This is a genomic window from Achromobacter sp. RW408, from assembly GCF_003184165.1.
GTDB lineage: Bacteria > Pseudomonadota > Gammaproteobacteria > Burkholderiales > Burkholderiaceae_B > Achromobacter > Achromobacter xylosoxidans.
Genome location: NZ_QHHO01000001.1, coordinates 1 through 24,086, shown reverse-complemented (window position 1 = coordinate 24,086; position 24,086 = coordinate 1). Strand labels below are relative to the sequence as shown.

Annotated in this window: 19 protein-coding genes; 5 read left to right on the top strand and 14 right to left on the bottom strand. The window is 60.0% G+C overall.

The features are described from left to right. Window positions 1-13 precede the first annotated feature (13 nt). Genes DK459_RS00095 through DK459_RS00085 form a run of 3 tightly spaced genes read right to left on the bottom strand, consistent with a single transcriptional unit; the run spans window position 14 to window position 3,720 of the window. Window positions 14-934 (bottom strand): NAD(P)-dependent oxidoreductase, encoded by a 921-nt coding sequence (locus DK459_RS00095; protein ID WP_006389713.1) that lies wholly within the window; start codon window positions 932-934, stop codon window positions 14-16. After that, a complete protein-coding gene (locus DK459_RS00090; RefSeq protein ID WP_006389712.1) occupies window positions 934-2,571 on the bottom strand; it encodes a hypothetical protein in 1,638 nt (545 codons plus the stop codon). The genes DK459_RS00095 and DK459_RS00090 overlap by 1 nt, the downstream gene beginning before the upstream one ends. Before the next feature lie 6 nt (window positions 2,572-2,577). Then, window positions 2,578-3,720, bottom strand: coding sequence for a DegT/DnrJ/EryC1/StrS aminotransferase family protein (locus tag DK459_RS00085; protein ID WP_006389711.1), 1,143 nt, complete (start codon window positions 3,718-3,720; stop codon window positions 2,578-2,580). A gap of 229 nt (window positions 3,721-3,949) precedes the next feature. Between DK459_RS00085 and DK459_RS00080 the strand changes: the two genes are divergently transcribed. From DK459_RS00080 to DK459_RS00070, 3 genes are read left to right on the top strand one after another with little or no spacing between them, the layout of a single operon-like run. Beyond that, window positions 3,950-5,062: a GNAT family N-acetyltransferase gene (locus DK459_RS00080; protein WP_081247831.1), complete on the top strand. Its 1,113-nt coding sequence runs from the start codon at window positions 3,950-3,952 to the stop codon at window positions 5,060-5,062. Next, window positions 5,049-6,077 (top strand): DegT/DnrJ/EryC1/StrS aminotransferase family protein, encoded by a 1,029-nt coding sequence (locus DK459_RS00075; protein WP_054499596.1) that lies wholly within the window; start codon window positions 5,049-5,051, stop codon window positions 6,075-6,077. The genes DK459_RS00080 and DK459_RS00075 overlap by 14 nt, the downstream gene beginning before the upstream one ends. Window positions 6,078-6,087: 10 nt before the next feature. Further along, on the top strand, window positions 6,088-7,089 hold the full coding sequence (locus DK459_RS00070; RefSeq protein ID WP_006389708.1) for a sulfotransferase: 1,002 nt from the start codon (window positions 6,088-6,090) through the stop codon (window positions 7,087-7,089). 4 nt (window positions 7,090-7,093) lie between these two features. Here DK459_RS00070 and cysN read toward each other — a convergent pair whose 3' ends face one another. Next, window positions 7,094-9,022, bottom strand: a complete 1,929-nt coding sequence (cysN, locus tag DK459_RS00065) for a sulfate adenylyltransferase subunit CysN (protein ID WP_050807773.1) — start codon at window positions 9,020-9,022, stop codon at window positions 7,094-7,096. Further along, window positions 9,022-9,966, bottom strand: coding sequence for a sulfate adenylyltransferase subunit CysD (gene cysD / locus DK459_RS31085; RefSeq protein ID WP_277401486.1), 945 nt, complete (start codon window positions 9,964-9,966; stop codon window positions 9,022-9,024). Before cysD ends, cysN begins: the two co-directional genes overlap by 1 nt. A 441-nt stretch (window positions 9,967-10,407) precedes the next feature. Between cysD and DK459_RS00055 the strand changes: the two genes are divergently transcribed. After that, complete coding sequence (locus tag DK459_RS00055; protein WP_082387832.1) at window positions 10,408-12,009, top strand: FAD/NAD(P)-binding protein; 1,602 nt, start codon at window positions 10,408-10,410, stop codon at window positions 12,007-12,009. Window positions 12,010-12,055: 46 nt separating this feature from the next. Here DK459_RS00055 and DK459_RS00050 read toward each other — a convergent pair whose 3' ends face one another. The 9 genes from DK459_RS00050 to DK459_RS00010 all read right to left on the bottom strand — a co-directional run bounded on the left by DK459_RS00050 (window position 12,056) and on the right by DK459_RS00010 (window position 23,163). Then, complete coding sequence (locus DK459_RS00050; RefSeq protein ID WP_050807772.1) at window positions 12,056-13,027, bottom strand: bifunctional 2-polyprenyl-6-hydroxyphenol methylase/3-demethylubiquinol 3-O-methyltransferase UbiG; 972 nt, start codon at window positions 13,025-13,027, stop codon at window positions 12,056-12,058. A 103-nt stretch (window positions 13,028-13,130) separates the two neighbouring features. Continuing rightward, window positions 13,131-14,507 (bottom strand): glycosyltransferase, encoded by a 1,377-nt coding sequence (locus DK459_RS00045; protein WP_006389703.1) that lies wholly within the window; start codon window positions 14,505-14,507, stop codon window positions 13,131-13,133. A gap of 136 nt (window positions 14,508-14,643) precedes the next feature. Further along, a complete protein-coding gene (locus tag DK459_RS00040; protein WP_054443623.1) occupies window positions 14,644-16,047 on the bottom strand; it encodes a hypothetical protein in 1,404 nt (467 codons plus the stop codon). Further along, window positions 16,044-17,279 (bottom strand): GNAT family N-acetyltransferase, encoded by a 1,236-nt coding sequence (locus DK459_RS00035; protein WP_054499598.1) that lies wholly within the window; start codon window positions 17,277-17,279, stop codon window positions 16,044-16,046. Before DK459_RS00035 ends, DK459_RS00040 begins: the two co-directional genes overlap by 4 nt. Further along, the gene (locus DK459_RS00030) at window positions 17,276-18,136 is read right to left on the bottom strand and encodes a class I SAM-dependent methyltransferase (RefSeq protein ID WP_006389700.1); all 861 of its coding nucleotides are present in this window, start codon (window positions 18,134-18,136) and stop codon (window positions 17,276-17,278) included. Before DK459_RS00030 ends, DK459_RS00035 begins: the two co-directional genes overlap by 4 nt. Then, window positions 18,133-19,467 (bottom strand): ABC transporter ATP-binding protein, encoded by a 1,335-nt coding sequence (locus tag DK459_RS00025; RefSeq protein WP_006389699.1) that lies wholly within the window; start codon window positions 19,465-19,467, stop codon window positions 18,133-18,135. Before DK459_RS00025 ends, DK459_RS00030 begins: the two co-directional genes overlap by 4 nt. Next, window positions 19,464-20,303 carry an ABC transporter permease gene (locus DK459_RS00020; RefSeq protein ID WP_006389698.1) on the bottom strand — a complete coding sequence of 280 codons (840 nt, stop codon included), beginning with the start codon at window positions 20,301-20,303 and terminating at the stop codon, window positions 19,464-19,466. The genes DK459_RS00025 and DK459_RS00020 overlap by 4 nt, the downstream gene beginning before the upstream one ends. Window positions 20,304-20,305: 2 nt before the next feature. Beyond that, complete coding sequence (gene asnB / locus DK459_RS00015; RefSeq protein WP_006389697.1) at window positions 20,306-22,183, bottom strand: asparagine synthase (glutamine-hydrolyzing); 1,878 nt, start codon at window positions 22,181-22,183, stop codon at window positions 20,306-20,308. A 2-nt stretch (window positions 22,184-22,185) separates the two neighbouring features. Continuing rightward, window positions 22,186-23,163: an NAD-dependent epimerase/dehydratase family protein gene (locus DK459_RS00010; RefSeq protein ID WP_006389696.1), complete on the bottom strand. Its 978-nt coding sequence runs from the start codon at window positions 23,161-23,163 to the stop codon at window positions 22,186-22,188. 298 nt (window positions 23,164-23,461) lie between these two features. Here DK459_RS00010 and DK459_RS00005 point away from each other — a divergent pair, with 298 nt between their 5' ends. Then, complete coding sequence (locus DK459_RS00005) at window positions 23,462-24,031, top strand: carbon monoxide dehydrogenase subunit G (RefSeq protein WP_006389695.1); 570 nt, start codon at window positions 23,462-23,464, stop codon at window positions 24,029-24,031. Window positions 24,032-24,086: the final 55 nt, after the last annotated feature.

Below are 24,086 nucleotides of genomic sequence, written 5' to 3'. Positions count from 1 at the left end.
GTTGTTCCGCGGCCTAGGCCTGACCGAAGAATCGCGCGCCGTCCTCGAACGACCTGAACCGGAAGTCCGGCATGAGACCCGCGAGGACTGCGGTAGGTGGCACGATCGTCAATTGCCCGGCCTTGCCCGTACGCTCGAAGGTCGGCTCACGACCGATGATTCGGCCGATCGCCTGCGCAACATCCTTGATGCTCAGGGCCTCGGACGTTGCCACATTGATGGCCCCTTGCCAGCCCGAGACCGCGGCGGTACGCAGCACGGCGGTGACATCGTCGATATGCGTGGGCGTGAACACCATGCCGCCTTCGTCCCCATCCAGGGAGACTTTTTCCCCGGCCTGCACCCGTTGGAAAAGATTGGGCACGAGACGGCCGGTCTGTTGCGGGCCGTAGGGGAAAAACAGCCTCAATGCGCACACATTGAACAGCTTCGAATAGGACTGCGCCAGAAGCTCCGCAGCCAGCTTGGTTCGCGCGTAGTGGCTTTCCGGCGCCTGCGCCGAGGCTTCGTCCATCGGCTTGGCATAGGGCTCATAGACACTTCCGGTGGACGCCAGCACAAAGCCTTTCACGCCCGATTTGGCCGCATAGTCCAGCAGGGCCGCCGTGCTGGCGACGTTGACCTGGAACATGTCCATCGCCGATCCCGGAAAATCCCGGTAGCCGTCGGATTGGGCAAGGTGAATGATCCGGTCCACGCCGCTGGCCGGCAGGACGGCAGCGAGATCGGCATTGGCTCCGAGATCAGCCAGCACGCAACGTACGCCGAGCCGGGTGAGCTCCGGGACTTCGCGGCGACTCAAGGCGAGCACCTCATGTCCCGCGACGAGCTGTTGGACAAGATGACGGCCCACAAAACCCGTGGCGCCGGTCAGGAGGATACGCTGTCGGCCGGAAAGGGGATTGGAATCAGGAGATTTCATGGCAATGGTCATCACGTCTGTGCTTGGCCTCGATACACGTCGAGGAGCTTCTGCGTTATTAGTTCGTTTGAATGGTAAGCCTGATACCAGCGCTTCGAATCCTGCGAAACGGCGCGCATGTACACGGGATCCTGATGCAGGCGGCGCAGCGATTCGAATACATCTTCAGGAGAGCGCACATTCAGGACGGGCGGCAACTCGGGGAAGCACCAGCGATGCTGGTCTTCATTCAAGTAGAACATGGCCGGCTTGCCGCAGCCCCAGGCCTTCGGCGCCGTGCTGCCGAACGACCCCAACCAGAACTGGTCCGCCAGCAGATCCGTCGCCGCGATGTAGCGGCACATCAACGCATTGGGAACCGGTGGAATCCACCGCACCCGGTCGGCCACGCCCAGTTCCTCGAGCAAGGCGCGCGAAGCCGGCACCGACAACCCCCAATCAACCATCACGGCCGACGCGCGGGGATTGACGTCCTTGACGAAGCGCGCGAAGCCACGAATGAAGATGTCGTTGCCCTTTTCCCAATTGGGACTGCGCACCTCCGGCTCCCAGTGCTGGCGCGATGGATGAAAAACGATGAAATCCGTGTCGAGCTCGCGACAAAGCGAAGCGCGCAATGCCTGCGATTCCGGCGTTTCATGCAGACTGTCTTCATTGACGGGGTGGGGAATGAAACTGTAGCTGGGCAGCTCCAGTCGCTGCGCCGATCCCAGGACATCCGCATTGGTGATGAAGGCATGCCTGGCGCGGGTATAGGTCAGGTACGTGAGCTGACCCATATAGGAAGACTCGAATGGCAGGCTGCGCAACGTGCCATGCTCGAATGCCAGGAAAGGCGTACCCGCGATGAGCGGCAACCGGCCTCCGGCGCCATAGACTTGCACGATATCGTATCGGCTCATCAATGTCCTGACGGACTCGCGATAGGCCGGTGCGGTCGCCTCGATGTCGCGTAGAGCATTGGGCATGTCCGGGTCGATAGGGACCGACGGCATGGGTTCGATGGCGATCGGCAGCGCATCGACGGCGGCGGGTATCGTCGGCTTACGCCCGGAGCGCAAGCGTCCTTCGGTGATCAGTCGATATCCCACCCGCAGGCACAGCCTGCCCAGGCGGTACAGTTTGCGTGCGGCGGCCGCTCCCTTGCGAACAAGCTTGTATCCTCCCACCAGGCCACTGCGCAACCGCTTGCCCACGCCGCCATCGCTGCAATCGATTTCCCTGTCGAGATTGCCCACTTTCCACCAGAAGCGCGCGGCCCAGCGGCGCCCTTCGGTTTTGGCCAGCAGATAACGCAAACCAAAGGGCTCGCGCATCTGGATTACCCAATCGGGGCGGACGTAATTCAAGCCAACGGTGCGAGTCCAGTCGGGTTGGTTATGCGTTCCCGCAAAGTTGGTGAACCCGCCCTCCTCCCATTCCGGGCATGCCATGATGTGGTAATAGCCTCCCACATACACGTCAACCTCAACGCCGTGGCGGCGCAGGGCTTTGGCATTTAGATATGCGTTATTGGCGATATTGTCGATGAACAGGACGCGCAACGGCCGCGCGCCGTCGTCTACCTTATGCTGTGCGTTTTGCACCGGAGCTTCCCCATAACTTGAATACGGCTCGTGAGAGCGCTTCTTGCCCGCACGAGCCTTCATGCGCGGTCAGGCGCTACGCAGCGCGTCGGTCAGGGTTTGTACCACCAAGGCTTGATCCGCATCGGTCATATTAGGGAAGATCGGCAACGTGATCGTGGTGTCTTCACACAGGATGGCGTTGGGAAACGCCGTCGCGTCCAGCTTGTACTTGTTCGCGTAATAGCCCAGGCGCACCACCGCATGCGTACCCGGCCGGGTTTGTATGCTTTTTTCATCCATGGCCCGCATTACGGCGTTGCGGCGGTCACGACCACCTTCACGCACGCGCACCACGTAGCTCTGATACGAATGGCCATCGACGTCGGCAGCTTCGGTCGGCAGTACCAGATCGGAAACCGAGGCCAACAATTCGGAATACCGCGTTGCCCGCGAACGACGCTCGGCCAGCAGATGCTCCAGCTTCGCAAACTGGGCAATGCCGACCGCTGCCTGGATATCCGACAGACGCAGGTTGTATCCCAGATTGTCGAAGGTCGACATCGTCCACGGGCCATGCGGCTCGATTTCCGCCGACGGCAATCCCGTGGAGCCGTGGTTGCGGAAACTGTTGACCAGCTTGGCCAGGGCCTCGGTCCGCATGGTGACAGCGCCGCCCTCACCTGTTGTGATCACTTTGCGGGGATGGAACGAGAAACAGCCCAGATCGCCGATGGTGCCGATCGGCGTTCCCTTGTAGGTGGTGCCGATCGCACATGCGGCATCTTCGATGACCGCCAGATTGTGCTTACGGGCTATCGCCATGATGGGATCCATGTCGGCGGCCAGGCCGAACAGGTGGACTGCGACGACGGCCTTGGTGCGCGGCGTGATGGCGGCTTCAAACGCTGCCGGATCCAGATTGAACGTGTTCGGATTGACGTCCGCGAAAACCGCCTTGGCGCCCACGTATTCCGCGGCGTTGGCCGAGGTGATCCAGGTGAACGCCGGCACGATGACCTCGTCCCCCGGCCCCAGTCCCAAGGCCAGCGTGGCCAGGTGCAACGCGGCGGTACAAGACGTCGTGGCCAGCGCGTACGGGGCAGCATGGCGCTTGGCGAGCAGCTCTTCGAATTGACGCGTCATCGGACCTTGCGTCACCCAGCCGCTGGCGAGACAGCGGCGCACACTTTCGATTTCGCTTTCGTCGAACGAGGGGGCAGCGAGTTGCATTATCTTATCTACTCCGGATGGCAAATGAAGGGTGCGTCGGCTCGCAGCGATAGCGTCGAACGGAACACGTATAGGCATGAAAGTGCGATACTTACAATTTTACCCTGCACTGGCGGCGCCATAGTGGAAAACGCCACACGCAATCAGCCCCGTGCGGCGGGATTGGCACCCTGATTGCCTAGGCAAGCCGTACCGCGGGCGCCCGGACGACTCCTTTTTTCATAAGCCCATGCTCCCCGCGGCCCATTCCCCTGCCATTTCCGATCACCTCGGCATATCCGTCACCGAATCCTCCGAGGCCGATACGACGGAACTCGAGGCTTGGCTCAGCCAGGTTCCCAGTGCCCTGCTATACGCTGGACAGGAATTTCTCGACTTCCTCGTGGCGGCCTGTGGTGGGGTGTCGACAACCCTGATCGCGCGGCGCGGCGGGCGCATTGCCGGCGCTTTCCGGTATCTCAGCAAAACCGTGCCAGGAATCGGAACCATTATCAACAGTCTGCCCTGGTACGGCAGCCATGGCGCATGCCTGCTGGATACGCAGCCCGACCCGCAGGTGCGCCGCGCGCTACTGGCCGCGTTCGGAAATCGCATCGCTGCCACCCCCGACGTCATCAGCGCCACGGTTATCCTGACGCCGGTCGAGGAGTCCTATCGCCAGGAATATATCGACGCGCTCCAGCCACGCGTGCTGGATCCCCGCAATGGCCAGATCACCGCACTACCGCCAGACGGCCCCAACCTGCTGCATGACCTGGAATTCTGCTTTGCGCAAAAAACGCGCAACCTGGCGCGCAAGGCATGCAAGCAGGGTTTTGAAGAAATCGTGAGCGACGAAGATTGGGCCTGGCAATTCCTGCATGATGTACATGTCGAGAACATGGCCGCCGTCGGCGGCAAGGCCAAGCCCCGTGAACACTTCGACGCATTCCGCGTCCATCTCGCACCGGGCCGGCGCCGCCTTTCGGTAGCGATGCTTGACGGGCAGCCCGCCGCCGCCATGTTGCTTGCCGGCTTCAATGACACAATCGAGTACATAACCCCTGTTATCAAGGTGGAGCACCGATCGCGGCAGCCTCTGTCGTTCCTGATCATGCAGGGAATGCTGGATGCCGTCAGATCCGGCTACCGTCATTGGAACTGGGGCGGTACCTGGCACTCCCAGCATTCGCTACACCATTTCAAGGCTGGCTGGGGTGCGGCGGACTGGCCTTATACCTATGTCGTCTGCGCGTCGGACACCGGACTGGCCACCCTCAGGTCGGATGCCGCCAAGGTGGCATCCGCATTCCCGTTCTATTACGTCTATCCATTCGACCAGCTGAACCATGATCCCGCATAGCCGCCCCTGGATTACCGACGAGGACTGCGAGGCCGTCGTCGCGGTCCTTAGATCCGGCATGCTGAACGAGGGCGCCGCGACTCGTAGGCTGGAACAGTGGTTCGAGCATGCCAGCGGCGGCGGTACTGCGGTGGCTACCGGTTCCGGCAGCCAGGCCCTGTTGCTGGCCTTGCGCGCGCTCGAGGTCGGAGCCGGCGCCGAGGTGATCCTCCCGACTTACGTCTGCGCGGAAGTTCTGGGCGTTGTGGAGTCACTCGGAGCGACCGCCAGGCTCGTCGACATCGCCGACGACTATCTGATCAACGCCAATGCCACCGCTGCAGCAATTACGCCGCGAACCCGCGCAATCATCGTCCCGTACGTCATGGGCATCCGGACCGATATCGAACCCCTGCGCACGCACGGCGTTCCCATCATTGAAGACTTGGCCCAATGGCTAGGGCCCGTGCGCGCATTCAAGGGGGACATCCAGGTATTCTCGTTCGAGGCCACCAAAGTCGTGGCCGCCGGAGAGGGGGGCATGGCAATGGCGCGCACGCCTGAATTGGCACAACGCCTGGTGCAAGCCAAGCGCATCGCGTCATCACCCTACAAGCTCAACCTCTATCCTTTGTCAGACTTGCAGGCCACCCTGGCCCTATCCCAACTCGAACGCCTGAGCAAGACCTGGGAGCGGCGACAGATGCTGGCGCAGCGGTATATCGCGGGGCTGGCCGACACGCCCGTTATCGTGCCAGCGCAGCGCATCGAGCACGGCATGTATTTCCGCTTTGCGGTACAGCTGCCGGCAGGGTTCGAGGTGGCACAGGCCATCACGGCGTTCGCGCGCCACGGCGTGGCGGTTCGCCGCCCCGTCGACAGCCTGTTGCACCACATCCGCCCGACGACGGCCACGTTTCCCATGGCGCAGGCGTTGTACGACCGAACCATCTCCCTGCCGTTGTATCCTGCCTTGTCGGACGACGATCTCGATGTGGTACTGAGTGCGGCGCACGCCGTTTTTTCTCACAGTTAGGTTTCAAGACATGGATGACGTGCAACGCACAGAGAAGTACGCCAAACGCCCGCTCGATGAGCAACGCATCGCCCAGATGAACGAGTTGTTGCGTCCCGCTCAGGCGAGCCTGGAGCAGCATGCCCCCCAGCCGGCGCAACCCATCGTCCTTGTCATCGGCGCGCCCCGTGCGGGTACGACCCTCGCCGGCCAGATGCTCGCGGCGACCGGCGGTTTCGCCTACGCCAGCAACTTCCTGGCCCGATTCTGGCAGACGCCCGCAGTCGGCGCCATCATCGAACAGGCGTTGAAAATACGTGAGAACGACGGCATCGATTTCTCCTCCACGCACGGCGTGACCAAGGGCTGGAGCAATTCCCACGAATTCGGTTATTACTGGTCGTCCTGGTTCGACCGCGGCCAGACGACCCATCGGCTCGCGCCGGCGGAACTTGCGCAGATAGATGCCGCCGCCATGCTTCGGTCCCTGGGAGCCTTGGAGGCCGTCCGGCACCTGCCTTTCGTTTTCAAGAACAATACCTGGTGCACGCTGCAGGCCGCCTATCTTGCGCGCACACTGCCCACCTCGCTCTTCGTGGTCTGCAGACGCAATCCGTTGTTCATCGCGCAGTCCATACTGATGGCGCGGCGCGAGCGCTATGGCGACGAAAGGCAATGGTGGTCCGTGCGTCCGTCGACCTATGAGACCATCATCCAGTACTCCCCGCAGCAGCAGGTCGTCTTCCAGGCGCTCGAGATCCAGCGCGAGATGGACGACGAACTGCGCCTGATCGCGCCACATCGACTTGTTCACGCTCCCTACGAGCGCCTGTGCGCCGAACCTCGGCGGATCGTCGCCGAGGTCGTGGAACGATGTGAGAGCGCCGGCGCCAGGCTGAAGCTGGAGCGCACCTGCCCGGAAGCGTTCGAAAGCACGGATGTGCGCCGATTGCAGGCCGCCGAATGGCGTCTGCTGGAGCGAGCGCTCGAGGACTATCCCGCCTTCCGTGTTCGTGTGGAAAGCCAGGCTTGATTCGCTACGGCACGCCTGATTCGCTGGCTTCCTTGTCCAGCCACGCCAGGACATCCGCTGTCAGTGCATGGATCTGCCGCGTGTCGACACTATTTACCGATATGTCAGGATCGACTGGCGGCTCGTAGGCGCTACCGATGCCCGACATATTCGGCAATTGCCCGGAACGAGCCTTCTTGTACAAGCCTTTGGGGTCGCGCTGCTCACACACCTCCAGGGGCGTGCTGACATAGATCTCGATGAAGTTGTCCGTTCCAATCAATTCACGAGCCATATCCCGTTCCTGGCGAAAGGGCGAAATGAACGCGGTCAACACAATCAGGCCCGCATCCATCATCAACTTGGCCACTTCAGCAATACGCCGGATGTTCTCGACCCGATCGGCTTCGGTGAAGCCCAGGTCCCGGTTCAGCCCCTGGCGGACGTTGTCGCCGTCCAATATATAAGTCCTCCGGCCTCTTTCGAATAGCGCGATTTCCAGTGCATTGGCGAGTGTGGACTTGCCCGATCCGGACAGTCCGGTAAACCAAATCACCTTCCCGCGATGGCCGTTCAATCGTTCACGGTCCTGACGGGAAATGGATAGCGCCTGCCGATGCACGTTCTGCGCCCGGCGCAATGTGTGCCGGATGATTCCTGCGCCAACGGTCGCGTGCGTGTAGCGATCGACGAGTATGAAGCTTCCCAGTGTTTTCGAGGTCGTGTATTGATCAAAGACCAGTGGCTTGCTCGTGGCGATATTCACCACGCAGATATCGTTCAGGTCCAGCGCTTTGGCGGCATCGTGCGTGAGCGTATTGACGTCCACGCGGTACTTGATCGCCGTGATGGACGCCGTAGTCCACGTAGTAGCCAATTTGATGTCATAGCTGCGCCCGACCAGGCCCGCCTCATTGCCCATCCAGACGAGCGTCGCTTCAAACTGATCTGTCATCTCCAGCGGCTGGTCCGCGGCCGCAATGACATCGCCCCGGGAAGCGTCGATTTCTCGATCCAACCGCAATGTAATCGCCTGTCCGGCCCGTGCCATTGGCAATGAGGCGTCCATCGTGACGATCTCCGCGACCTTCGCGGTCTGGCCCGACGCGGTCACCCGGATCTCGTCATCAACCTTGACGACCCCTTCGGCCACGGTGCCGCAGAACCCGCGGAATGCAGAGTCGGGCCGGTTCACCCACTGCACGGGAAACACCAGGCGCGAGGACTGCGCATGGCGCACCTTGACGGTCTCCAGGTAGCTGATCAGTGTCGGCCCCCCGTACCAAGACATTTGCGCTGACCGTTGCGCGACATTGTCGCCCTTCAATGCGGACAACGGCACGGCGACGATCTGTTCGAACTCCAACGGTTCCGCAAATGCCTTGAAGCGCTCCACAATGCGCTGAAACACCGATTGGTCGTAGTCGACCAGATCCATCTTGTTCACCGCCAACACCACGTGCCGTATGCCCATGAGGGACACCAGATAGCTGTGCCGCTGCGTCTGTGTAAGCACGCCCTGACGCGCATCGACCAGCAAGATGGCCACATCGGCTGTCGAGGCTCCCGTCACCATATTCCGGGTGTACTGCTCGTGCCCCGGGGTGTCTGCGACGATGAACTTGCGCTGCCGGGTCGCGAAATACCGATAGGCGACATCGATGGTGATGCCCTGCTCCCGCTCTGCCGCTAGGCCGTCGACCAGTAACGCAAAGTCGATGCCCTCGCCTTGCGTGCCATACTTGAGCGACTCGCTCCTGAGCGTCGCCAACTGGTCGTCGAACAATTGCTGGGAGTCCCAGAGCAACCGTCCGATTAGGGTACTCTTGCCATCGTCGACGCTGCCGCAGGTAATGAATCTGAGCGTGTCCTGGTTTTGCTGCGACGCCAGGAACTCCTCCATGGTCACTGCGGGAGCGCGCGACGCTTGGGCAGATGGTATTTTGCGGGGCATCAGAAATATCCTTCCTGCTTTTTCTTTTCCATGCTGGCCGAGGCGTCGGCATCAATGGCCCGCCCCTGCCGTTCCGAACTGCGCGCGCCGATCAACTCAAGGATGATCTCGGACAGCGATTCTGCATCGGATTCGATCGCACCCGTCAACGGATAGCAGCCGAGGGTGCGAAAACGTACTTTGCGCTTCTCCACGACTTCGCCGGGCAACAGCTTCATGCGGGCATCATCAACCATCAGCAGCATGCCATTGCGCACGACCACCGGACGTTCCTTGGCAAAGTACAGCGGCACCACCGGGATGTTCTCGCGGTAGATGTACTGCCAGATATCCAGTTCGGTCCAGTTCGATAGAGGAAATACGCGGATGCTCTCACCCTTGCGTTTGCGCGCATTGTAGAGATTCCAGAGTTCGGGCCGCTGGTTCTTCGGATCCCACTGATGCGTCTGCGTGCGGAACGAGAAAATTCGTTCTTTTGCGCGCGACTTCTCTTCGTCTCGGCGGGCGCCTCCAAACACCATATCGAACTGGAATTTGTCCAACGCCTGCTTCAGGCCTTCGGTCTTGGTGATGTCCGTATGCAGCGCCGACCCGTGGTCAAAAGGATTGATGTCCTTCGCGATGGCTTCAGGGTTGGTATGGACGAGCAGCTCAATGCCACTCTCGCGCGCCATGTGGTCGCGGAACTGGTACATCTCCCGGAACTTCCAGCGGGTATCGACGTGCAGCAGCGGAAAGGGTGGCGGCGCGGGATAGAACGCCTTGCGGGCAAGGTGCAGCATGACCGTGCTGTCCTTGCCCACTGAATACAACATCGCAGGGTGCTCCGACTCGGCAAACGCTTCGCGGATGATATGAATGCTCTCGGCTTCGAGTTGGTCAAGATGCGGCATTGATTGCCGATGCTCCCCGGCCTGACCGCCATGTCCCCGCTGTCCGCTCAAGATCAGCGGAGACGGATAGCTCAGCACGCTGACTTCCAGCTGCCCAGTGGGCCTGAATGCCCGGCAATAGGGCAACAACCATCCGTGCGGAAAGACGACAACGGGCTTGCCGACATACAGGCCAAGACGGTGCAAGCCGCCGTCCACGTCGGCCTGGCTCGGCTTGCCGATAGCCTCCAGTGGCACCCAATAGTGCGCGCCGCGCGCGTCGTTGGCATGCAAGCAGGCTCGCTGATTCGGCAAGTTCGACAATTGGGCGAACAGGACCAACTTGCGCTTGGCGCGAGCACGCTCCAGTTCTTGTGCCAACACCTGGGGCAGGGGCGGCTCCCCACCGTCGCTCCGCAGGGCTTCGACGGTCAGGGCAGGCGGCAGGATTCCCAGTTCATGCAGCCGACGTTCGGCCGTGCGCTTGGTGGCCGCTTGTCCTTGCCCCTTCAAATGATGGAATGCCTGGTCGGTGTCCCAGACCTGGATCGCATCCAGGCCCATCAAATTGTCTGTCACCATTTTCCGCCAATCCTGTCGCAATATGCGAAATTTTTCTCTATCTTACCAAAACAACCGCTTGATCTTTATATTTCGCGTAGAATATCCAAGAAATTTGCAAATTGCGACCATCACATCTTCGCCTCGCAAAGCGGCACCCCCTTTACCATGAAGCAAATCACGATTGTAGGGGCCGGCTTCAGCGGCTCATTGACGGCGGTGCACCTGCTACGCGGTGCCCCCATACCGCTGCACATTCGCCTGATCGAGCAAGCGGCAAACCAAGTTGCAAAGGGCCTAGCCTACAACACCACGCAGACCTGCCATTTGCTCAACGTACCTGCCGGCTCTATGAGCGCGTTTCCAGACGAGCCTGACCATTTTCTCAACTGGGCCCGGGCCAACTGCCGCGCCGAAGCTCCCTGGGTGCCAGAGATCTCTCCAACGGCTTTTCTGCCCAGGGCCTGGTATGGCCTCTACCTGGCCCAGGTCTTGCGCGATGCCATCACCGCCGCCCAGGGCCGACATGCCATTGAAATTCTGACGGACGAAGTCACCTCCGTCACGCCGTCAGGTGAAGGCTACGATGTTCGGACGCGCCTCGGCGCGTGGTGGCACACCGAGCTCTGTGTGCTCGCCCTGGGCAATTTTGCCCAGATGCGCCCTGCCGACCCTCCCGTGTGCCACCGCAACCCATGGGCGCCCGACGTACTCGAAACCCTGCTGAAGACCCGACAATGCCTGTTGGTTGGCTCCGGCCTGACTACATTGGATTTGGTTGTCGCGCTGCGCACGAATCGCTACGCCGGAAAAATTCACATTGTTTCACGGCGCGGCCTGACTCCGCAGCGCCATCGCGCTTACGGACAGACCGCCGTGCTGGACCATGACGCATTGAAAGGCGGTAATCTGCGCGCGCTCGTGCGCGAAGTTCGTCAGCGTATCGCCACCCAAATGGATAAGGGTGGCGACTGGCGCAGCGTCATCGACGCGATGCGGCCACACAGTGCCCGCCTTTGGCTGTCCCTCTCCCTGTCCGATCGAAGGACATTCATGCGGCATGTCCGGCCCTACTGGGATAACCATCGGCATCGAACCGCCGCGCCGATCGATGACATCTTTCGCGCTGCGATGACGGACGGATCGATCCTCCTGCACCGCGCACGCGTGACGGGATACGAGGTCAGCGCTACGGGCGGAGTCACTGCCACGCTCCGGGGCTGTGGCCTGCCGCCCCGGCAGCTGGAGGTCGATCGGATTGTCTATTGCACAGGCCCCGAACCCGATCTCCAGAAGCTTGATGTCCCCCTGCTCCGACAGTTGTTCGCGGAAGGCCGGGTACAAACCAATCCCGTCGGCTTTGGCCTTGCCACGAACGCCTCGGGCGCCCTGATCGATGCCACCGGGCAAGCTTCACCCGCATTGTTCACAATCGGCCCCCCCATGAAAGGGCGGCTGTGGGAGACCACCGCGGTGCCCGAGCTCCGCATGCAGGCGATGGCGTTGGCCGCCACCTTGCTGAAGCAACTGGAACGCCTCCCCGCCCCTCACTAGCCCGGGCGCTGACGGAACCTGCGAAAGATGCACCGCTCCAGTCGTGTCAGACCTGTTTCCGATGCGCCATGATATGCAGATTGCGATTGTCCAACGTACGGGTTACACGGGAAAAACCGCACAGGTTCAACCAGTCGAGGATTTCGTCATACCGATATAAATCGTTGATGGCGGGACTGATCGCGTCGAAGTATCCGTGTACCAACTCCGCTGGGTAGATACCTTTCAGGTAATCCACCTTTTCGGAAAAGGTCATCGCAACCGTAGCGCGACGATGTTGCACGTACGTGTTGATCTCGCCGTATTCTCCGGGCCGAAATGGCTCGCCGTAGAGCATAAGGAACATCGAGCCGTCGGACTTCACGGCGGGAACGATATTGTCGAAGGCCCGCTTGGTGTCTCCGGTGTGGTGCAAAACGCCGTATGACCACACCAGATCGAACTGGTCATCGAACGGAAGGGGTTCCAGCAGATTCACCGCCTGATGGCGAAAACCTGGGAATTCTTCGCACAGGCGCCGCACGTTCTGCAGCCCATGTTCCGACTGGTCTACGGCCATGACGTTGGCCCCCAGTCTGGAAAATGCATAAGCCCATCGGCCATTGCCGCAACCCGCATCCAGGATCGATTTACCCTTGAACCATGCAGCCGGCAGCTGCGTGTAGGTTTCGATCAACTGGCTGGCATTGGTCACAAAAGCTTCATCGGTGACCAGATGGGCTCCCTCAGGCAGGATATCCCATTGCGTATTGAAACTGGCCCGGGTCTGGCTCATCCATTGGTGATACCGCTCGGATTCACCCAATAGGAATCGAAGATACTGTCTCGCTTCGCTTATCTCGTTCTGGAGATAGGTGAGTCGTTCCGCGAGGCGCTCTTCCAGAGTATGGACCTCGCTTTGCACTGCCGCCGCCACTGCCGGGTCCGGACCCATGATGCGGTCCCTGACGCGATACAGCCGGCGGCGTATCGCTTGTCCGATCCTTGATTTGAATCCCTGCGTCCAGCGACCACCCATTTCCTCATTCTCCTGCTCGATTCGGCATTGGGAATGCCGAACGCGATTGGCGTTTAACGTACGGAAATATGTTCTGGCTAAGTGCTTGTCACGACGGCAGATGCTACCACTGATAGTTGGGAAATGGCGGTGCGGTAGCGAGTCCGGCGCGATGGTACTCGAGCTCTTCCCCGCCAAGAGGGGCATTCAAGGGAGAGCGCCGCCAGCTCACCCGATGATTGGCGGCGGTGGCGTTGAGCAACGCTTGGTATTGTGGAAACCACAGATCGGACCCGTGGTTTTCCAAGAACCACTTTCGCGAAATTTCGCCGGCCTGCTTGCGCATGGCCGGATTGGACTGCAGCCCGAGCAACGCTTGCGCGACCTCCTCGGCGTTAATCGCCTGCAGGATCGGCGGCGCACCCGTTTCGCATAGCGCCTCATATTGGGCCACTTCCGTGCGTCCGATTACTGGAAGCCCCGTCGCCATGGCCTCCAGCCCGGCCGCCCCGAAGTAACCCAGGACAAACTGGTCTATGAACACATCGGCACTGCGCAAGTAATCCCGTACTTTCTCCTTGCCGGACAGCGGCAACCAGACCATGCGATCAGCGATACCCAACTTGGTAAGGGCGTCTTCCGCGAGCTCACGGTCATTGCCCCAGCTGGGAGCAACGAGCCGGGCTCCCGGACAGTGTTTCGCAAATTCGGCAAAACCTTCAATCGCGAGGGACGAGCCTTTATTCTTTTCGTCCAGCCGCGAGGTGGTGAGTACGAAGAAGTTGCCGCCACTGCGCGCCTCCCAACCCTGACGGGAATCTCCATGGCCAGGACGATACTGCGTCTGGTCCAGCGTCATGGGCAGGTAGATAAGATTCCTGAAGCCGTATCGGCGGGCATGCGCGTAGCTCCAGGGATTGGAAACCACGAACACCCGTGCATTGGCATACGCCAACCGTTGCAGATGGCCCAGCATGTCATCACGCGCCGCTTCCAACCAGATATCGCCCCCGGTCTGGGACACGACATAAGGCCGGTTCGCCAAGTATGACAAATAAGTCGACTGCGCTCCCCACAGCACATCTTTGCCGTGCAACGCCCGCAGCGTGGCCCGATATGGCCCCTCCACGTAAGGCAGGAAATGGCTTTTGTCGTAATCGCGCAGGAAAGGAAGTGGAAGCGATGTATCCGCTTCGTCCGGCAACCGTGCATACACCCCGGGTACCTTTCCCAAGCACACGCCAGCAGCATCCAGCTCTTCGACAGTGGCCGGGCCTTCGAGGATGCCGTCAAACTCCTCCCAAGCTGGCTGCCCCATCACAAATTTGTCATCTGGATGGAGGAAAATATCGATATCGAGTCCCTCTCGACGAAGCGCACGTGCCCGAAGGTACAGATTGTTCGCCAAATTGCCACAGAAGCCGATCTTCAGCTTGCGCGAATCCATACCAACCGTTTTCCGAATCTCGCGTTCGAAAAACTCGTGGCTGTAGTCACGCATCTTGCGCAGGTTCCTCGATGTCAGCCAAGGGTGCTTCCAGGGATGCGGATCCCAGCTATGCCAAGCCTCCCGGAACGCGGGGGCGGGCCGCTGCCGCTTAAATATCGCGAGCAATTTCTTTATAGACATCCCAAACCTATTTACCCCTGGCTTCCCAGAATTTCAGTCCGGCCAGCAACCGCGAGAGACCTCCTTGGCGCGCCCGCCGGCGCGGGGCCTGACCATCAGCGGCCAATGCCCAGTCCAGGCAATCTCGCATGTTCCATGCCAGGAACCCTTCGGCGATTAGGTCATGCACTGCCTGGTGCAGGCCCGGCATCTCGCTGATGTTCTGAGGATGTAGATTGAAAACCAGGATTCCCGGCAAGCCGCTATCGCGCACAGCCTGCCCGTATTTCAATATGCGCTGCCTGGCCTCTTCTTGGGACCAGCCGTAGATCGAGCACATCCCGTCGCCGAATGTCGTCAGAAGCGACCAGTGCCCGGTCAGCCCCTCAGGCATGGCCATGCGCGCCGGCAAAAGCGACCCATTCAGGACGGTGCCGCCGACGCCGGGCAAATTGGAACTGAAGACAATGCCCTCCCGCTCCCAGGAGGGCAAATGTCCCCAATAGCCATCATTCAGGAAACCATGATTGCGCACTGACTCCGGCTGCTCGCCAACAAGGCCGCGATACCACTCAACCTGCTCTTGCAGCCTGTCGCCATATTCGTCCGGCGTTTCCAACGCATCAGGATGAATACCCAGGTCGACGCGCGGATTCGCGCGCCGCATCTGTCGCAGCGTCTTGCGGGTGTGCTTGGTCAGGGGATGTAGCAAATAGGTGATTGGCGTATCGCCCAGCACCCGTTGCTGTTCCGCATACTTGTCGAGAAATGCCTGGTCGTCGTCACCGGTGACCACAACGGCGCCAGGCGCATTGCAGGGAAACATCGGTTCACGCACGAGTTGAGTGTGGCGCTCCAGCGCAGTCGCCAACAAGAGCGCCCAATAATCTGCGTGCCGGCAATGGTCATCTTCGCCCTCGCGCTGCGCGGCATAGAGATAGACCGGGCGCTCCCCCGCGATGCCCCATAGATCGCCACCGCGGTCCCCCATCACTTGCGCCGGATCGCCCTGCCGATACCGGATCAGGTCGGCCGCCAATTCCGTACCGACCAGAATCACCGTTGACCGGCCATGCCGAAGCACGAGCCAGACAGGACCATGTTGCGCATCGCTCAGCAACACATCACCGGCCGCCTCATAGGCATGAAAATCATGGAGTGAACGCAGCCGGGCTGCAGCGGGCAATCCTTGATATCCAACAAAAACCCGCGGCACAATACCTGTCACGATCTTCCGGTGCACGCCTAGCACGGCACAGGCGCTCTCCTGCGGCTGCACAATGACAAGCACCCCGTCAGGATCGAGCTGCGCCAGTTCCTCGGCATGCGGCGCCACCAGGATACGGGGCGCCTGGGCGCCACGGATGCCAAACAAACGAAGATGATGCGCGATGACATCACGCGCCAAATATGTGCTGTTGATGGAATTCATCTTCTACCCAGTAAGCCAATCGCATAGCGGCATGCCCTGCGCAGCAGCCCCCGGCTTCGCGCCGCCGACGATTCGGCTACCTCCGGCGCCACGACCGCGGACTCCCTTTCCACTTCCGACGATGCGGACAACAAGCGGACGAGTTCAATCGCACGTTCTCGATAGTGCCCGGGCTTCAGAAAATAGCTGCCCGTCGTCAATGGCACAAAACGCGCGCCGAATTTTGTCTTGAACCGCGACACGCGGACGATCGGCCAATCATCGGGGAGTCCCGGGAACGCCGGTCCCAGGCGATAACAACGCAGCCCTTCCCGCTTCAGTGTCCGGATCAAGCCCCAGTGCACCATGTCGTTCGCGCGAAGATCCAGGCCTCTGGCGGTGGACACGCCTGCGAGATAACTGGCGCCTCCCTTGTCGATCAGGGCCAACAACATCGCGACGGCTTCACCATCGTGCAAAGCCGCCAACAGCCAGCAACGATTCGACGGATGCAGCGCATTCCAGATATCGCGGTAGTACGACAGTGGCGCCAGGGACTCGCCCGTGCGCTGCGACGAAACCTTGGCCATCTCGTAATAGAGATTGATCGCGTCGGGCTCCTGCACACGCTGAATCTCGACACCCGACTTGAGTGCCTTTCGCACATTGCGGCGGCACGCTTCGGCCAGGCGTGAGAACAGGGCATCTTCGTCGCCGTCATCCAGCATGACTACCTGATCGCAGGCAACCGTGCTCATTGCGGGGGCCGGATACATCCCTCCTGGGCCAAAAGCCAGACCATGGAAAAAGCCCCAATCGCTCACCCAGAACGGAACCTCCAGGCCGCGTGCGCCATCCAGACTTTCCGGCGCCAGGCTCTGGAAAGCAAGCTGAATCCGGTGGCATTGCCTAGCCACTGCCTGCTCAAACATATAATTGCGCATCAGCGCCTTGAGAGCGGCTAGGCTGGCAGCATCTAGTCCAGGCACGCACGCTAGACCGGCGTGCCGGTGTATGCCTGAATGGAGCAGGTTTTCCTGGGCAGCACCGTTGCTGGTATCTGAAAAATAGAGCGGCAGCACCGCAACCAGCCGGCCCTTGCTTTCAAAACCGACGGAGAGATTCTCCCCAGAGAAATAGCGCTCTTCGATGGCTATCCAGTCGCTACGATGAAACAACCAGGCCTGCCCGGAGGCATCACACACAGCGTCCCAGTCATGACTTGGGATATCGCGATATGCGACCAGCCTCATGCCGGTTTCGTCAACACGACGTTATAGCGATAGCCGTAGAAAGGATGGCGAAGATGCACTTCTTCAATGACGCAATCCACACCCAGCTCCTTGGCGAAGGACTCGAAATCCTGTTTCGCGAAATAGAAACAGGTAATACCGCCTTGGTCGCTCGGAACAGACGCAGGAGCCGGGGCTGGTTCCGAAGAAGCCACCGTCTTGGGTCCGCCTCCGAAAATTGCGCACACCTTCGTCCATAATGTCGGAGCGGCAGGCTTCGCAGCGGAGGAAACAGGCGTCACAGCTGGCTCGGTCGCCGGAGCTTGTTGGGCAAGCTCAGCTTGAAATCGTGCAACGGCGTCGAGAAACGCATCGACATTGCTGGCATCGGGAATGGAGCCCAACAGAACCTTGCCGCCGGGGCGCACCACTCTGACCATATCTTGGACCAGGCCTTTCACGCTGTCGAACGTCGGAAAGTTGGTCAGGACGTCATAACAGTACACACTGTCGAACGCCCCACTATCGAAAGGCAATGCACCGCCATCGCCCACCCGGAAGGTCGCGTTGGGCAGATTCAAGCTGCTAGCGCATTCGATTGCACCTTCCGCTACATCGACACCAACATATTGGCCGATCTTGGGCGCGACGCCGCAGGCAATGAAACCCGCGGCACAACCGACCTCCAGCACCCGCGAGGACGCGTTGGCGCCGATAGTGCGCACAATACTGTCCATCATGTCGTCGTAGCGCGACTGATCGGCCCACACGCGGGGATCCCGCCCGCTCACGTAGCAAAGATCGTGCAGGGCCGGCCGCTCACCCACGACCTTGGCGCGGTGGGAAAAAAACTGCCGAGCCTCATCCTTCCAGTTCATTTCGTATCCCTATCATCTATCCCGGCATGCACATTGAGTGCCGATCCACCGCCAGTATCCGTGTCTTCGACGTATGTAAACGTCGCATGAACCGTCGGTTCATACAGAAAACTCTGATTCCAAAGCACCTTGCGCTTGACAGAAAAAATCGCAGCCTTCTCGACATAATGCAATACATCGGTCTTGTTCTTGGGGATCATGTAGAACCGCAAGCCGACACTGAGGTAATAGCGCCCGAGGCCAAGATCCAGGCTCTCGATACGGTAATGCACGGTTCCCCGCCCCCTCAAGGGCTGACCGTTATTGATGAATACCTTGAAATCGGCGGCGTCATAACCCGACACGGCCTGAGTGGTCTCGCCGTCGATGCGGAAATTGCAATAGACCTGCGGGTGATCCGTCCTGCCCTCCCAATCGATCGCTAGCGTGAGCGGATTGCCGGCGGTGAATACCGTTGCTTCTTCACCTGCCGCATTCAGCAAGCGCACGCCCGTAATGCGGACATCCTGGCCGGCAAGCTCGTACTTGCCATTCGCTTCCACGGTTTCTTTCACGCGGTCGAACGCCGCCGACGATTCACGGCGGTTGCGCTCGTCCACCACTTCCCACACGCTTTGGGAATAAGCTTTGCAGACCGGCTCGGCTGGCCCGTCGATGCGTACCCTGCCACCATCGATCCAGATCGCGCGGTCGCACAATTCCATGACCGTCGCTTCGGAGTGGCTGACGAACAGCACCGTGGACCCGCTGGCGCAAATCTCGCGCATGCGCCGCATGCATTTGTGCACGAAGCTGGCGTCGCCGGCGGCAAGGGCCTCGTCCACGATAAGCAGATCCGGGTCAACGCAGATCGCCGTCGAAAACGTCAACCGCGCCTGCATACCGCTCGAATAAGTGTGAAACGGCTGGTCGATCACGTCGCCCAACTCGCTGAAATCGATGACCCAATCCATTTTGGCCTGGATCTCCTGCAGCGTCATTCCCATGCACATCGCGCCCATGATGACGTTCTCACGGCCCGAATACTGCGGATTGAAGCCGGTGCCCAGTTCAAGAATGGCGGACACCTTGCCATTGATGTGTACCTCGCCTCCGGTATGCTCGAGCGTCCCGGTCAAGATCTTCAACAACGTGCTTTTGCCCGCGCCATTCGATCCGATGATGCCAAGGACTTCGCCGCGCGCCACATCGAACGACACATCGCGCAACGCCCATTTCTCGGCATGACGCGGCTTGCCGGTAAGCATCTCACGCACCATGTTCGCCGGACTGCTGTAGATCCGGTAGCACTTGGACAGGTTGCGGACGCTGATGGCGATATCGGTGCTCATAGCGCATCTCCGAAAAAGCCCTTGAAGCGAGCGAACAACCGGCTGCCCATGGCCAACGACACAATGGCGAATACGAACGTGACCGCCCAGGCCAGCGGATGGGCTATTCGACCGAAATACAGCACATCCTGGTAGCACCAGATCAAGTAGCTGAACGGATTGGCGTAAATAACCGGTTTGAATACCGACGGCACCCAATCCGGAAGAAACACGACGGGAACGAGAAAGATACCGACCAGTGAAAAGACCTGCACGAACTCTTTCATGTCCCGCACGATCACCGAAACTGCGGACAGCACGAAAGCGATGCCGAGCATCAGCGCCAGATGCATGAACAGCAATGGCAGCAACAGCAGATAGGTCCAGAACAGGCTGCCGTGCGTGGCCAGCACATAGATGATCAGCACCCCAAGCGAGATGGCCTGCGGCACCATGGCAGCGATTACCGCACGCGCCGGCAGGACTTCGATGGGGAAAATGGTCTGTTTGACCAGATTCGCATTCGAGATGATCGCCGACGCCGATTTCGCCATGGCGAGCTGGATGGCGAGCCAGGGGACCATGCCGCTGAGAATGTATGCGGAATAATCCAGCGGCATTTCATGCGACTGGTTGACGCGCGCCTTCATGACGACGCCGAACAGGAACATGTAGACGCCCATCATGAACAGCGGATGGAGGAACGTCCAGACTCCGCCCAGCACATGGCCTGCATGAGGGTCCAGAATATCCCGCTTCACCATCTCGATCAACAGGTGGCGTTGTTTGACATACAGCGCCACGATCCGCCGCACCGCCTTGTAATTGGCGACCGGATTCAGTGCGGTAAGCAGCATTGCTATTTGCCCAGATAAGCTTGACAGAAACTCTCGACGTTCAACAACGACCAGATCAACAAACGGCGATTTTGCTCACCGTTCAAATGCTGATCCACCAGCTTCTGCACCGTGCCGCGATCGAGAAAATCATAAATACGCGCATTGCTGGAAAAGAGCTGTCGACGCACATAGTCCATGCTCTCGCCCTTGAACCAGCTGGCGTCCGGCGCTGAAAAACCCTGCTTCTCGCGTTCGACGATATCCTGTGGCACGTGCCGGGCCATCATTTTGCGCAGTAGCAGTTTGCCATCGCGCGTTTTCTGAAAGTAGCGCGCGGTTTTGCTGCCCGGCTCGTTTTCGTTGAGCTGCACCACATCTTCGAGATGTCCCAGCTTCAGGCGGGTCGGCAACTTCATGGCAAAGTCGACCAGGTCGTTATCAAGGAACGGCACGCGCGATTCCAGGCCGTGCGCCATGGAGAGCTTGTCCTCGACCACCAGCAGACCGTGCAGGAAAGTCTTGGCCTCCATATACAGCGAGTGGTTGACGTAGTCTTCCGGTCGGGTCAGCGTACTGGCATGCGAGGCAAACACGTCACGGAAAATATCCCGCGTCCAGACCTGCTTGACATCCCCCCAGACCGGGGCAAACACTTCGCGAATCTGCGTGTTCGGAATCAGGCGCTGCCAATAGGCGTAGTATTTGTCGATGTAATGCTCGAAATCATCGTTGACCACTGCGCGGTAATAACGCCACGGATAGCCGCCGAAAATCTCATCACCCCCTGTGCCAGCCAGCACGACCTTGTTGAACTTGCTGGCCAGCTTGGCCGCGTAATAATTGGGATAGCTTTGGCCGACCCGGGGTTCTTCGAGATGCCAAGCCATGGCCGGCATGATGCGTTCCATGTCCCCCGCCTTGAGCACCATTTCATAATGCTCGGTCTTGAACAGGTAGGACATGCGTTCCGCGGCCTGCCGTTCGTCGAAGTTCAATTCGACGCCTGAGGCCGAAGTCATGTCGAAGCCGCAGGTGAACGTCCGCATATACGGCACCTGTTTTGCGGCCAACGCGGTAATCGAGCCCGAATCCATGCCGCCCGACAGATAGGCGCCCACATCGACATCCGAGACCAACTGGCGCTTGACTGCCCGTTGAAAGAGGAAGTCCAGTTCCTCCATGTACTCGGCATCCGACTTGGGATTCTCCGGCTCCTGGAAGCAGTAGTCCCAGTAACGTTCGATCGCCCCGACACCCTTGACGGCATCGACTTCCACCGAGCAACCCGCCGGCAGGATCGATACGCCTTCAAACAGTGTCTGGTCGGTGAAGAAATTCTGAAAGGTGAAGTACTCCAGCAAGCCAGGCAGGTTCATTTTCGCGCGCAACGCTGGATGCGCAAGAATGGCCTTGGCTTCGGAGCCGAACAGAAACGACTGTTCGGCCTTGGAGTAATACAACGGCTTGATGCCGTAGCGATCGCGCGCCAGGAGCATGCGGCGTTCACGCCCATCCCAGAGGGCGAATGCGAACATGCCGTTGAAGCGCGTCAGCGCGGCCTTGCCCCATGCCGCCAGGGCATAGAGCACGACCTCGGTATCGCTGGTGGAGCCGAAGCGATACCCCTTCGCCTCGAGCTCCTCACGCAGCTCTCGATAGTTGTACAGCTCACCGTTATAAGTGAGCGAATAGCGGCCATCTCCCGAGCGCATGGGCTGATGTCCACTCGGCGACAAATCGATGATCGCCAATCGCCGGTGTCCCAATCCAACGGGGCCCTCGGTCCAACAACCCTCGCCATCCGGACCTCTGTGCGCAATGGCATCGGTCATCCGCTTGACGAGTTCCGGTGCCGCGGGGGCGCCGTCAAGATTCAAAAACCCGGCGATTCCACACACGATTAAGCTTCGCCCCCGTGCTTTTGACGCCAGTCGATCAGCGATTGCAGGCCTTCACGCAGTTCGAACTTGTACTTGAAGCCCAAATCCTGCTCGGCCTTCTTCGGGCAGCCGATGCGGTTCTGCACCATGCGACGCGCATCGTCGGCGCTGTAGGGACGGTATTCCACCTTCAGGTCGGACTGCTTCATGTCCAGAATCGTGTCGCACAATTCCTTGATGCTGGTCTGGACGCCGGTGCCGACGTTGTAGAACTCATCGGTTGCTTCCGACTCCAGTGCCAGGACGTTGCAGCGGGCCACGTCTTCCACCGAGATGAAGTCATACGCCTGCGTGCCGTCGCCGTTGATCACGGGCGCTTCGTTGGCGTCGATCTTGTTGAGCATGATGGGAATCACGCCCGTGTACGCGGCGGTCTGGTCCTGGTGCGGGCCGTACACGTTCATGTAGCGCAAGCCAACGTAGCTCAGGCCATAGCGGTCGTGGAACGCGTGGCACATGGCTTCACCGGCAATCTTGCTGGCCCCGTAGAAGTTGCGGTTGTTGAAAGGATGAGCCTCGGTCATCGGCACCTCGACGGCGTCGCCGTACACCGAAGCCGACGACGAGTAGACCAGGCGCTTGATGTTGTTGCGAACACAAGCTTCCAGCACGTTGAAGGTGCCTTCGATGTTCACGTGGAACGCGGTGCGCGGGAAGTCCTTGCAGTGCAGCAACCACATCGCGGCCAGGTGAACCACGCCGTCCATGCCATACATGGCGTCGTTGAGCAGGTCGATATCCCGAATGTCGCCGCCGTTGGGGTACATGCGGCAACGGGGGTCCTTGAGATACTCAGCAATATTGCTGTGTTTCCCGCGTGCGAAGTTGTCGTAAATGACGACTTCAGCCACATTGTGCTTAAGGAGTTCAGCGACGACAAAACTGCCAATAAAACCGGCACCGCCGATGACGAGAATCTTAGAACCAGCAAGCTTCATGAGAATGCCCTTTTCTTTCTGAGCGAAAGTCGCATTGTATCCAGATTGACGGTCGTTCCCTAAGAATGGCAACGCCCTAATTGGCCCCATTTCTCGCCCCCATTCACGCGTGATCAGGACCGGATGCCAGGCGAGATCGCGCCGATGCAATGAACGGGGCCCCCCGTAACCTCAATTAATTATCAATATCATTTATTCACAAATTTGCCACGAATCGGGCTTATCGGAATTCAGCAGTAGCCAATCAAAGGGTTTGGAACCACAATAAGGACAAGGATTCCGACAAAAGGAGACAACCATGCGCATTGCAGATGCCCAGTGGATTCCTTCAACCCAGCACCAGACTTGGGATGCGTTGACCGATCCCGCCGTGCTGCAGCGTTGCATCCCCGGCTGCGTCGAAGTCACCCAGCGCAGTCCCACTGAGTACGCCGTCACGCTGCGGGCCAAGGTCGCCGGCCTGGATACCGACTACGAAGGCGAGATCCTGCTCTCGGACGTCGATCCGCCCAACAGTTGCACCTTGGTGTTCGAAGGCAAGGGCCGCGCCGCCTGCCTGGCCATCGGCACCGCACAGGTCAACTTGTCGACCAAAGACGAAGGCACGCGGGTCGCCTACACGGTCGCCGGCATGACAGGCGGCAAACTGGCCGAATGCGGCGAAGGCCTCATCCTGAAGGCCGGCGAAAAGATCATCGAGAAATTCTTCACCGCCTTCATCGACTACATGGCGGCCCAGCCGCGGCTGGCGCCGCCCCCGCCGCCGCCCGAGCCCGAGCCGCGCGGCCTGTCGAACTCCCGCTGGTCCTGGGCGCTGGTGGTGCTGGTGATTGCCGTGTTCTGGAGCTATCACGCGTTCTATAAGTAAAAACCCGGTGGGGCCGGTGATATCCTTGGCGGCATGACCGCCCCGCCCCCTCCAT